Origin of the sequence: Spirulina subsalsa FACHB-351, from assembly GCF_026130165.1 — a bacterium.
Lineage (GTDB): Bacteria > Cyanobacteriota > Cyanobacteriia > Cyanobacteriales > Spirulinaceae > Spirulina_A > Spirulina_A subsalsa_A.
On sequence record NZ_JAIHOM010000131.1, the window covers coordinates 1 to 12585 of the forward strand.

Here is a 12585-nt window from a genome sequence, read left to right on the forward strand (position 1 = left end):
CTCCCCTGCTCCCCTGCTCCCCCGCTCCCCTGCTCCCCCGCCCCCCTGCTCCCCTGCTCCCCTGCTCCCCTGCTCCCGACTCCCGACTCCCGGACTTTTTCAGCAAGCCCTACCCACCGCCTCAGTAATATGGTTGAATCCGTGGTCTTCGAGCTTTGGTAAAAGTCCTTTGAGGACTCGCTGCATCATCCAAGGGCCCTCATAAATCATGCCCGTGTAGATTTGAATTAAACTAGCTCCGGCGGTGATTTTTTCCCAAGCGTCCTCACTGTCAAAAATTCCCCCTACACCAATAATGGGCAAATTGCCCCCAGTTTCCCGCCAGATAAAGCGAATCACTTCCGTAGAACGTTGGGTTAGGGGTTTGCCGCTAATTCCTCCCGCTTCCTCTCTGACAGGGTTTCCCGTGGCGGCTAAAACTTGGGTTTTGAGGTTGTCCCGTTGTGTGGTGGTATTGGTGGCGATAATGCCCGCCAGTTGGTGGGTTTGAGCGATTTCCAACACCGAGGCGATCGCATCCCATTCTAAATCCGGCGCAATCTTAACTAGAATCGGCTTTTCCCCCTGATTCTCTGCCTGCAAGGCTTCTAAAATGACCCCCAATTGGGCGCTATCTTGTAAACTGCGCAATCCCGGTGTATTGGGTGAACTCACATTCACCACAAAATAATCCCCCCACTCTTTTAACCGTTGGAAACTGCCTAAATAATCTTGGGCCGCCTCCGCTAGGGGTGTAACCTTCGACTTGCCTAAATTAATCCCCAAAGGAATGCGGGGATTTGTCCCCCAAGTAGCAAGGCGTTGCTGGAGGGCTTCACTACCCAAATTATTGAACCCCATGCGGTTTAAAATCGCTTCATCCGCTAAAAGACGAAATAAACGAGGCGTTGGATTGCCCGGTTGGGGGTGAAGCGTCACAGTCCCTAATTCCGCAAAACCAAAGCCAAATTTATCCCAAATCGGGGCCGCCATGCCATCCTTATCAAAACCGGCTGCCAGTCCTAAAGGATTGGGAAAGGTCAAATTCCAGAGCTTTTGTTCTAGTCGGCTATCCGTGACGACACAGGTTTTCTCCAGATAAGCTAACAGGGCTTGAGTGGGGGGGGTTTGGGCATGGCAGGTCATCCAGTCCAAACTACTCACGGCGGTATGATGCGCCCATTCAGGGTCTAATTTCAGCAGAGAAAAAAGGAGAGGTCGGAGGGTGGTTGTGTAAAAGTCCATAGAGGCTGTTTAATCAGCGTTTACGGCGTTTTTGCCGTTGATCATGGGTAAGAACTGGCAAAGGCTCTAAAGTCGGGCTAGGGGGCAAATAACCTTTAGGGGGAGTCTGGGGAGTTTGTAAAGGATAGGGTTGATTGAGTTTCCAACGGACTACAATAGCCATGACCACCATCAGAATCCCCAGCACTAAAAGAGACGACTGTCCACCGACCCCGCCAATGACCGCATCAACCAGTCCCACAGTAAGGATAAAACTAGAAATGGGTTCTTTGCGATAACTCAGACGCAAAACACGGGGAAAAAGAGTATTCATAAGACGTTGCCCAGAATCCTACAATATTATTCTAACTTCAGAATCTGAGATCCATTTTCCGGTAGTTCGTCCTCAAGGTCTTTCCTTCTTTATGTTTTCTCCTACTCCCTATTCCCCGAGTGCCTATCTTTTAGTGTTCCATGGTAGTCGTGATCCCCGACCCCAACAAGGTTGTGAGCAACTCGCGGAATATTTTCGCCTCGCCTTACAGGAAGCAGTCCCCCAACAGCCCCCCCTCGTAGCAACGGCCGCCCTAGAATTCGCACCCCTCCCCCTCTCCCAACAAATTCTAACGGTTGCCCAATTAGCGCAAAAACAGTCTATTCCTCGCTTGAAAATTATTCCCCTGTTTCTGCTCGCGGGGGTTCATGTTGGGGAAGATATCCCGGCAGAAATTGAACAGGCCAAACAACAGCTTGATCCGGATTTTCAGATCCAACAAGTCCCCCATTTAGGAGATCAAAAAGCCTTGTTACCTCTTCTCCAGCAAGCCTTTGCGTCATTCCCCTCCGGGGGTCGCATTTTATTATCCCACGGTAGCCGTCGCCCCTTAGCCAATCAACCCATTGCCGAACTCGCCCAATCCCTACAAGCCCAAGTGGCCTATTGGTCTGTTGCCCCCCATTTAGGGGAAACTGTCGCCCAACTGGCCGGGCAAAATCTCCCCAGCTTAACGATTCTGCCCTACTTTTTGTTCTCGGGGGGAATTACGGATGCGATCGCCCAACAAATCCACCAACTCCAAGCCCAATACCCCCATCTCCCCTTACAGTTAGGACACCCCCTTGGCCCTTCCCCAGCATTAGCCCAAGTCATTTTAAACCAAGGCCTTGGTCTGTTCTGATACATTGACGCGAAATTGATCCCGCTCTTGGCAGACCATCAAACAATTGTACTATCAACCTCCTGGCCAAATTTTCTCACATCCTTGGAGAGTGAACGGATTTATCTTCCCTCAAAGAGAAGAATAGGATTAGAGATATCCATTGAATTCACCCGAGCATGATTGTATCTGACCTTTCGACCATCGCCAGTTTAGAACCCAAATTACGGGCGTTGCTCCCCGCTCAGTTATATGTGGGAATGTGGGTTAATCCAGAAAATGAGCTTTTATTAGAGGTGGTGGGACACCTGCAAACCTTACGTTATCTCTTATCCGACAGCGTGCCGCGTCAAGTGGTCAGTAACCCTCCCCTACCGGGGAAACTGCGCTATCACTGGGAAGAGGGAACGCTCTTATTCACCGATTTAGCAGGGTTTACCCCCTTAATGGAAGCTAATACCGCCCAAGGAAGTGAGGGGGCAAAAGAGTTATTGACTGTCTTAAGTGCCTATTTTGCCGCCATGATTGATGTGATTGTCAAGTCGGGGGGGGATTTACTGGAATTTACCGGGGATGCGCTGTTAGTCCAGTTTCCCCGAGAAACTGACAATGGGGATGTGGGGCGGGCGATTCGGGCAGGTTTGCGGATGCAACGGGCTATGACCGATTTTGCTCACATCCAAACGGCTCAAGGAAGGTTATCCTTAGCCATGCGGGTGGGGATTCATCGAGGGCGATTTTTAGCGGTGGATTTGGGGACTCCTTCCCGGATGATGCGGGTGTTGTTAGGGGAAACCGTCCAACGGGCGAAACAGGCCGAAGGGGCTGGCCAAGTGGGAGCGGTGTGTTTAACGGAGGAAGTGGTTCAATTACAGGGGGGCGTGTTTGCTGTGGAACCGGGGAAACGGGGCTATGGGTTGGTGGTGGATAATTTAAGCGATCGCCGTTTAGGAGAATACGACATTACCTTAAACAGGCGGCGACGGGTTTCTAGCGCCCTTTGGTTTGATCGCAGCGATCGCGCCCTCCTGGATAAAATTGAGAGTTTAGTGCAGGAATTAGAACCCCTCGCCAGTTATCTCCCCCAAGCTGTTCTCAAATTAGTGGTAGAAAATGCCGCCCAGCGTGCTATTCCCCCCAATTTCAGCCCCTGCGTCGTGATGTTCGTCAATTTAAGCGGATTATCGGAGTTTATCGACCAAGTGGCACCCGAACAAGAGGCGGCTGTGGTGGCTCAATGTAACTATCTCTTCTCGGTGATTAATGGCTTGGTGACAGCCGTGGGAGGCGTGATGAAAAACCCCACCTATCACCTAGAAGGCTCGGTTTTAGTCATTTATTGGGGGGGCATTGATACCCACACCGATGATGCTAGTCGTGCCGCTCGTGTAGCCCTAGAATTGCGGGAGGTGGTAGAACAATCTTGGTTAAACCAAATGGCCCAAGGTGCGATCGCCTGTCAAATTGGGATCGCCCAAGGAGTCGTCTTTGCCGCCGAAGTTGGAGAACCGAGAGGTCGTCGAGAATTCAACATCCTAGGCGACGTAGTGAACACAGCCGCCCGTTTAATGACCACAGCCCAGCGCGGGCAAATCCTGCTCACTCAAACCCTTTACGAGTCCCTGCGGCAACAATCCACCACTTCCGGTCAATCCTTTCGGTACGAATTTAGGGGCGCAATTCCCTTAAAAGGCAAACGCCAACCGTTCCCCGTTTATGAACTCCAGTGATGGGGAACAGGGAATAAGCCCCGAGCAACGAGCATCAACCGTTTTCCCGCAGAAACTCCTCAATTTCTTCCTCTTCCGGTTCCGGGACAAAATCACTGCGCATAATATAGGGCAAACAAGCCCCATCTAACCCTTTTTGAATGCGTTTGGGTGTCCCTTCAAAGACAATAAATAACGGATAAACCTTCTCGGATCCTTCACTTAAAATATGCTCATAGCGGTGGGGCATAATCCACTCATAGTCCTTATCCAAATGCACTTGAGTCCTACGCCAACGCATTAACAAATCCGAAAAATCCTCTTGAGGACGGTGGATAAACACCAAAATTTCCACCCCCATCTTGATTTTCCATTCCGGATCACACATCAAAATGGCCAGATCACAGGGCAATTGTAAGGCCGTATTGGGGGTAAAACTATGGGCATTGTAGACCGCATCGCCCGTTTTAGGATGACGGATGCGGGCAACGGGTAACGGTAACACCAAAACACTTTCATAGGGGCGACGCATACTCGGAATCATTTCCAAGTAAGGACGATGTTGTTTTAAGAGTGCGATCGCCGCCTCTCGATTACTGTATTCCGCCAGAACACTTTCATAATAAGACGTAGTAACAGGCATGATTGTTGTGTGCCTCCTCTAACCCATTTGATCAAACACGGCAAACATTGGTAGATACATTGACAATAAAATCACCCCGACAATTCCAGCTACACCTACCATCATCAACGGTTCAATGACACTGGTCAAGGCTTTAACCGCTTGTTCCACCTCATCTTCATAAAAGTCTGCCACCTTTAATAACATGGCATCCAATTCCCCCGTTTCTTCCCCAATACTAATCATCTGCACAGCCAAGGGCGGGAAAACCCCCTCTTTTTCCAGCGCAATACTAATCATGCCCCCCTGTTGAATTTCTCCCTTAGTCGCTTCCACTGCATTGGCAATCACTTCATTCCCCGCAATGTCCCGCACAATATCCAAACAGTTTAAAATCGGCACACCAGAACGAGTGAGCGTCCCAAAAATCCGCGCAAAACGAGCGACAGCATTTTTAGTATTCAAGTCACCTAAGATGGGAGCTTTTAACATAAAAGCATCAATTTGTAAGCGTCCGGCCGGGGTTTTGTAATATTGTTTGTAGGCAAAAACCACCCCAAATACACTAGGAATGGCAATCACCCAAAAAATAATACTCGTAAACCAACCACTCAACATCACCATAGTCTGAGTCAACAGAGGAAGTTCTGTCCCTAAATCATCAAAAATCCCGGCAAAAATAGGGATCAAAAAAATGGTCATGGCGAAAAACACAATCACCGCCAAAGATCCCACCGCCACCGGGTAGGACATAGCCGATTTCACCTGGTTCGCGAGGCGCTGCATATTTTCCAACAACATGGCCAGACGGTCTAACACCTGGTCTAACACCCCCCCCACTTCTCCCGCTTCTACCATCGAAACGTAAAGCTGGTCAAAACAGGCCGGATGTTTGCGCATGGCTTCAGAAAGGCTAATCCCCTCCTGCACATCGGCGCTAATCGCTTTGAGGGCTTTTTTCATTTTGGGATTATCACATTGTTCCGTTAGAATCCCTAAACAGCGCACCATAGCCACCCCAGCATTCACCATGACCGAAAACTGACGGGATAACACGGCCTTATCTTTCACCGTGATACTGGTCATGTTTTCTGCTAAAGCATCAAGGTCAAAACTAAAGCCTGTTTTACTAATATTGCCAATACTCGCCCCGGGGTTGCGATTCATTAACATACTCCGGGCTTGTTCGGGGGAATGGGCATCAATTTTAGTCTTGGTGCTATTGCCCTTGGCGTCTTTAATTTCAGCGATAAAGGTTGGCATAACTCACTCCCGAAAAAAGAGGAAAGAAGCAAGAGAAAGAGAGAAGAAACAAGAGGGAAAAGAAAAGAGCAAGAATCGGTCAAATATTCTGGGCTTGAACCCTTGCCGGATTATTTTTTGGCCACCCGACCTGTGGGGACTGTACCAATAATACGCTGGAGTTCATCGGGTTTACTGCATTTAGAAGCCGCTTCTTCAAAACTCACTTGTCCATTTTTCACAAAAGTGGCGAGGGCTTGTTCCATGGTTTGCATCCCCATTTTCATCCCCGTTTGGATGGCCGAGTAAATCATGGAAGTTTTCCCTTCCCGAATTAAGTTGGCGATAGCTGGAGTCACCACCATAATCTCCTGCGCCATGCAGCGTCCGAATTCCCCGGGTTTCGGATTGGCTTTCTGGACTAAACATTGACTAAACACCGCCAGCAGAGATTGGGACATTTGCGCCCGAATTTGAGGTTGTTGTTGCGGGGGGAACACATCCAACATCCGGTCAATGGTTCCGGCGGCAGAGTTGGTGTGTAAGGTGCCGAATACTAAGTGACCTGTTTCGGCGGCGGATACGGCCAAGCCAATGGTTTCTTGGTCCCGCATTTCCCCTACCAGAATAATATCTGGGTCTTGACGGAGCGCGCCCTTTAAGGCATTAGAGAAACTTTTCGTATCTTCTCCCTTTTGCCGTTGGTGAAATAAGCTCTTGATATTGGGGAAAACGTACTCAATGGGGTCTTCCACCGTCAGAACATGTTCAGCGCGAGTGCGGTTGATTAAGTCCAACATAGCCGCCATCGTGGTGGTTTTCCCGGATCCCGTTTGTCCGGTCACTAACACCATCCCCCGAGGCCGTTCAGACATTTCTCGTACAATGTCGGGCAGTCCCAACATATCAAAGTTAGGAATTTTAGATGATAATGCCCGCATACAGGCTGCCCAGCAGCCCCGTTCTTTATACACATTTAATCGGAAACGGGCTAGACCTTTTACACCATAGGAGGAGTCTAATTCCCAGTTCTGCTCAAGATCCTTCCGTTGCTTGTTGTTAAGCATACTGAAAATCAGGCGTTGGGTTTCTTGAGGGGTCAGGGGTTCTTCCCCAATCGGTTGCAGTTTCCCACTTACTCGGAAATAAATTGGCGCACCCGCTTGGATATGAACATCAGACCCGCCCATTTCCACTAACTGCTCCAGAACGTCTTCAATCATTAATTCTGTGGGCATAAATCCTATCCTCTTGATTCAGTGGTCTTGATTGGTCTTAAATTCAATGGTTTGGTCAACTTCAAAGTTGCCAAAGATTGGGTTTATTGTTCCCCAACTCCGGGCAGAATCTCTCAGCTAGAGATCGGTAAAACGAGGGGTCATACAGTAGGGACAATCTACCCATTCCGGTTGTAATTCCGCCCGACAAGTGCGGCAGGTTAAACCGCTCTTGCGTTTAGCGCGCAGTTCTGCTTCTAAGCCAGTATCGGTAAAGGTCACACGGTCTACCTCTTCGAGGGTGGTGTGTCCTTCGTACACCAGCATTAAGCTATAGGACAAGAGGGTTTTCATGCCTTCTTCTACGGCAATTTCTTTAATCCGGTCGGTGGAGGCTCCCTCGTTAATGGCGGTTTGGACTCGTTCGGTCATGCGTAAGACTTCATAGACCCCGACCCGTCCTCGGTAGCCTACCCCTCGGCATTTTTGGCACAGTTCCACGTTGCCCCGTTGGTCAACGGGGATGCTGTTGGCTTTATAAAAGGTGATTTCTCCATCTTTGGAGGCGGATAGACCATAACGGGCCAGTTCTTCAACGGTGGGCTGATAGGGGATGCGGCAGTCACTACAAACCCGACGCATGAGCCGTTGTGCCAAGATGCCAATCAATGCCCCGGATACCATGAAGGGTTCAACCCCCATTTCATCCAAACGGGCGATCGCACCGGCCGCGTCGTTGGTGTGCAAAGTCGTTAACACCAAGTGTCCCGTTAGTGCTGCTTCAATAGCCGTTTTTGCCGTTTCATGGTCCCGGGTTTCCCCTACCAGAATCACATCTGGATCTTGCCGCAAGAAGGAACGCAAAATCGAGGCGAAGTCCATCCCTTTTTCCCGAATGACCTGCACCTGAGTAATTCCATCTAAGGAGTATTCAATGGGGTCTTCAGCCGTACTAATATTAATCCCCGGATCATTGCGTTCCGCCAGCACCGAGTACAAACTGGTAGACTTCCCGGAACCGGTTGGTCCTGTTACCAAAATTAGACCAAAGGGACGATTCGCCATTTCCCGCACAATGGCTAAGGTTTCCTCATCACTAATTAGTTTATCTAGACCCAACTGAGTGGCGGAGTTATCCAAAATCCGCAACACCACCTTTTCCCCATAACGACTGGGGAGGGTACTCACCCGAAAGTCCACTTTCCGCCCTTGATACATCCGCCGGATTTTACCGTCTTGGGGTAAGCGTTTTTCGGCAATATCCAACTCGGACATGATCTTAAAACGGGCAGCCACGGCCGGGGCGATTTGTTTCGGCATATTGTCAAAAGCCCGATGCAGTACCCCGTCTTTGCGGAAACGTACCTGTAAAAAGTTCTCTTGGGGTTCAACGTGAATATCTGAAACCCCATCATTGAGGGCTTTCATTAAGATTTTATTCACCAGATTAATAATCGGCGCACCTTGAGCATCTTGACTCGCATCAAGGTTATCTTCGTTCTCATCGGGTGCATCTTCGAGTTGTCCGAGATTTTCAAACAAGTCTGGATTGATTTCCGTTTGTTTTTTCTTCTCCTCTTCTTGGGTAATACGAACTTGTTCGTCAAGATACTGGTCTAGAAGTTGTTGATAATCCTCAATAGTAATGACTATACGTTTCAATTCCACCCCTTGAGGACGCAAAATGCGTTTGAGGTCATCTTGGGCTTCGAGGTCATCGGGGTTGACCATTGCCACTAAAAGGATGGGGGGTTCTCCGTTGCTCTTAGACAAAGGAGCCAACTTATAACGACGACAAATATCAATGGGGATTAAGTTATCAATCAAATCCCCCATTTGATTGTCGGTAATCGGATTCACTTCGGGATCCAGTGAATCCACCCCGTAAAGAATTTTCAGTTCAAAGAGTTGTTGCTTTTTGTACTGACGCTGGAGTTCTGGCGTGAGTTGACGACCCGTGATATCTTCTATGACTTCCGTCAGTGGACGACCCGTCTTCCGAGTTTCAATGAGCGCCTGTTTCATTTGCTCATTGTCCACAAAACCCGACTGGATGAGTTTATTTCCGAAGGGAGAAAAATCGTTACGAATGGTCAAGGCGCGGGTATTACGCCGACTTCGACTAGATGGTGTTTGAGTCATGGTGGGTGACAATATCTCCTTACACTCAGGTGAGAGCAAACTTCCCCAAGCTTTTGTGGATTCGCTTCCCTGCTGATTCTATTAAACCTCTTATCACGGCTCAACGCCAACTTTAATTATGGGGGGAGAGAAAGAATGGGGATTTGGTGAATTTTTTTGACCTTCTAGGGCAGGAGAGAGGGTGGTCTGACCTGAGTGACAAGTTAAGCCCCTATCGCCACACAGTAATCAGCGATTAATTGTCAATCATCAATATTCAATTTCCCCACACTCCACCTCGGACGGATTACTGTTCACAGTTTCCAATCCATTGCTAATATGAAGCATAGATTCTGTACGGCGGGGTAATTCATTAAGCCTCTGTCCTATTAAACCTTAAACTCATCAATCCCCAATGACTGATTCTGTACTGGATGTTCGTCACCTAAAAGTTCAATTTTTTGCCGAAGAAGAAACCATCAACGCCGTAGATGGCATTGATTTTGAATTAAAACGAGGTCAAACACTGGGGATTGTGGGAGAGTCGGGATCGGGAAAATCCGTCACCTCTTTGGCTTTATTGGGCTTAGTTCCCCCCCCCGGACGGATTACGGAGGGGGAAATTTGGTTCACCTCAGAACCGAACCACGATCCCGTTAATTTATTAACACTCAGCGAAGAAAAACGCCGTCTGTTACGAGGTGGGAAAATTGCCATGATTTTCCAGGATCCGATGTGTTCTTTAAACCCCGTTTATAATATTGGCTTTCAACTTGTCGAAGCCATTCAACTCCATCAAGGGATCTCAGAAAGCGACGCTCGACGCCAAGCGATTCTGACTTTGCAGGAAGTGCGCTTGTTGCCCTCTGATGAGCAGTTAAGGGCGCAATATCTTCAGGAAGTGGGGGGAGATCCCACCCTGATTGGGGAGCGGGAGATTAGCGAGCAGATCAATTACCAAAAACGGACGATTCTCAAGCGTTATCCCCATGAACTCTCGGGGGGACAATTACAACGGGTGATGATTGCAATGGCTATTTCCTGTAATCCGACGCTGTTAATTGCTGATGAACCGACAACGGCGTTGGATGTGACGGTACAGGCGACTATTTTAGACCTCTTACGGGAGCTTTGCCGAGCGCGTCAGATGTCTTTAATTTTTATCACCCATGATTTGGGGGTGATTGCGGAAGTGGCGGATCAGGTGGCGGTGATGTATAAGGGTAAGGTGGTTGAACGGGGCCGGGTGGGGCAAATCTTTTTACATCCCCAACACCCCTACACGAAAGGTTTATTGGCTTGTCGGCCTCGTTTGGATCAAAAACTGACTTTTCTCCCCACTGTGTCGGATTTTATGGAGGTGGTGCGAGGGGAAAATGGGGAGGAGGTGATTCAGGAGAAACTCGTTACTCCCATAATTTCTGAGGTGGAGGAGGTGGCGACGGTTCCCCCAACGGCTAAACCTTTGTTAGAGGTGCGGGATTTAACTGTAGGGTTTCCGGTGCGGGGAATGTTTGGCTTTTCTAAGCGCTATTTTATGGCCGTTAAGGGGGTTTCCTTTGAGGTATACCCCGGGGAGACATTGGGGTTAGTAGGGGAGTCTGGCTGTGGGAAATCGACCTTAGCGCGGACGTTGTTACGTTTGACGAGGGAGTTACAAGGTCGGATTTATTTTGATGGGGAAGATATTACGAAGTGTTCTAAGCGCCGTTTGCGTCGTCTGCGTCGAGAAATGCAGATTGTCTTCCAGAATCCCTACAATTCTCTGGATCCTCGTATCAGTATCGGCAAGGCGATTTTAGAACCCTTGGAGGTGCATCAAGTGGGGAGGGGGGACAAGGAACGTCGGCAACGGGTGGCCTATTTATTGGAACGGGTGGGATTGAATCCAGATTGGGTGAATCGCTATCCCCATGAGTTTTCTGGGGGACAACGGCAACGGATTTGTATTGCTCGGGCTTTGGCGCTAAATCCCCGGTTTATTATTTGTGATGAGTCGGTGTCTGCTTTGGATGTGTCGGTACAAGCGCAGGTGTTAAATTTGCTGAAGGAGTTACAGGGGGAGTTCGGGTTAACTTATATTTTCATTTCCCATGATTTGAGTGTGGTTAAGTTTATGAGCGATCGCATTATGGTTATGAATCAAGGGAGAATTGAAGAACTCGACCGGGCTGACGAGATTTATGAGAATCCGAAAACTGAATATACTCGTCAACTCATAGCCTCGATTCCTCTGGGAGAAGTTTGTGTTTGACGACATTCTGACCGATGAATTTCTGGTACAACTGCCTTTTCCCGATTCCCTAACCTTGACCAGAGGACATTCATGGCGAACTTGTCAGGATTGCTTCTTAATAGGCGCTGCCTTCGGTAACAGCCATTGCGTTTTCCTTTTGTTGAACAATGGCAAAACCCTCTTTTAGTGCAGTGAGGCGATCGCCCATCCAGTAATTGCCCGGAATTAACCCTGCAATCCCTAACTTTTCTAAACGACGTTTAACCTTACCTGTTGCCCCTACCACAATTACAGCACGCCCCCCATCAATTGCTTCTTGAATGGCATTTTCAATCGCTAAGGAAGAAGTCACTCCCAAGATAGGGACTTCACTTAAATCTACAATCAACACATCATAATGCTCGATGGCTGTATGTTCTCGGGAAATAGCCTTAGCCACCCCAAAAATCATCGGTCCACTGAGATGGAATAGTAAGACTCGACCATTGGCTAAGTCGAGAATCCGTTTTTCTTCCTCGGTCATCACAATCTGATCGTCTACGTCCGTAATGGCTTTAACCGCTTGAGATTGGAACTCAGCCAGACGTTCAATGGTTAAGATATTGGCAATAAATACACCTACCCCAACCGCCACCATTAAGTCCACAAACACTGTCAGCAACACCACACTATAAACAATGCCTGCGGCTTTCCAAGAAATCTTATGAACTCGTCGTAAGAAACCCCAATCAATAATATTAATCCCCACTTTTAAGACAATCCCTGCTAATACCGCTAGAGGAATTCCAGAAGTCAAGGGAGCCGCCCACAATACCACAATCATTAACACTAAAGCCCGACTAATCCCAGCGAGGGCTGTCCGCCCCCCGGCTTGAATACTAACCACCGTTGCGGTCGTTGCTCCAGATCCGGCAATTCCCCCACATAAACCTGTAATCAGATTGGCAATCCCTTGACCGAAAATAATGGGATACAAGCCCCGTCCTTCAGGACGGCTTTTTATTACCCATTTTTCAATTCCATGTTATTATAATATTTGATATCCATTAACTCAGTATCATCCGTGTTTGTCTACGAG

General features: G+C 48.6%; 9 protein-coding genes and 1 pseudogene. 3 read left to right on the forward strand and 7 right to left on the reverse strand.

The window, feature by feature from the left end; genetic code table 11:
• Window positions 1–99: 99 nt before the first annotated feature.
• Both K4A83_RS19170 and K4A83_RS19175 read right to left on the reverse strand, forming a co-directional pair.
• On the reverse strand, window positions 100–1224 hold the full coding sequence (locus K4A83_RS19170; RefSeq protein ID WP_265266285.1) for a quinone-dependent dihydroorotate dehydrogenase: 1125 nt from the start codon (window positions 1222–1224) through the stop codon (window positions 100–102).
• Between the two features lie 13 nt (window positions 1225–1237).
• Window positions 1238–1537, reverse strand: coding sequence for a hypothetical protein (locus tag K4A83_RS19175; RefSeq protein ID WP_265266286.1), 300 nt, complete (start codon window positions 1535–1537; stop codon window positions 1238–1240).
• Window positions 1538–1628: 91 nt separating this feature from the next.
• On the opposite strand from K4A83_RS19175, the gene K4A83_RS19180 reads away from it, so the two are divergent.
• Both K4A83_RS19180 and K4A83_RS19185 read left to right on the forward strand, forming a co-directional pair.
• On the forward strand, window positions 1629–2381 hold the full coding sequence (locus K4A83_RS19180) for a sirohydrochlorin chelatase (RefSeq protein WP_265266287.1): 753 nt from the start codon (window positions 1629–1631) through the stop codon (window positions 2379–2381).
• Window positions 2382–2539: 158 nt separating this feature from the next.
• Window positions 2540–4090, forward strand: a complete 1551-nt coding sequence (locus K4A83_RS19185) for an adenylate/guanylate cyclase domain-containing protein (protein ID WP_265266288.1) — start codon at window positions 2540–2542, stop codon at window positions 4088–4090.
• A 34-nt stretch (window positions 4091–4124) separates the two neighbouring features.
• Here K4A83_RS19185 and K4A83_RS19190 read toward each other — a convergent pair whose 3' ends face one another.
• The 4 genes from K4A83_RS19190 to K4A83_RS19205 all read right to left on the reverse strand — a co-directional run bounded on the left by K4A83_RS19190 (window position 4125) and on the right by K4A83_RS19205 (window position 9292).
• Complete coding sequence (locus tag K4A83_RS19190) at window positions 4125–4712, reverse strand: hypothetical protein (RefSeq protein ID WP_265266289.1); 588 nt, start codon at window positions 4710–4712, stop codon at window positions 4125–4127.
• Between the two features lie 18 nt (window positions 4713–4730).
• Entirely contained in the window at window positions 4731–5954 is a 1224-nt protein-coding gene (locus K4A83_RS19195; protein ID WP_265266290.1) for a type II secretion system F family protein, read from the reverse strand.
• Window positions 5955–6064: 110 nt separating this feature from the next.
• Complete coding sequence (locus tag K4A83_RS19200) at window positions 6065–7171, reverse strand: type IV pilus twitching motility protein PilT (protein ID WP_265266291.1); 1107 nt, start codon at window positions 7169–7171, stop codon at window positions 6065–6067.
• A gap of 117 nt (window positions 7172–7288) precedes the next feature.
• Window positions 7289–9292 (reverse strand): GspE/PulE family protein, encoded by a 2004-nt coding sequence (locus K4A83_RS19205; protein WP_265266292.1) that lies wholly within the window; start codon window positions 9290–9292, stop codon window positions 7289–7291.
• 394 nt (window positions 9293–9686) lie between these two features.
• Between K4A83_RS19205 and K4A83_RS19210 the strand changes: the two genes are divergently transcribed.
• Window positions 9687–11525: an ABC transporter ATP-binding protein gene (locus tag K4A83_RS19210; RefSeq protein WP_265266293.1), complete on the forward strand. Its 1839-nt coding sequence runs from the start codon at window positions 9687–9689 to the stop codon at window positions 11523–11525.
• Between the two features lie 97 nt (window positions 11526–11622).
• On the opposite strand, the pseudogene K4A83_RS19215 reads toward K4A83_RS19210, so the two are convergent.
• Window positions 11623–12471: pseudogene (locus K4A83_RS19215) on the reverse strand (SulP family inorganic anion transporter); the annotation flags it as partial.
• Between the last annotated feature and the right edge of the window lie 114 nt (window positions 12472–12585).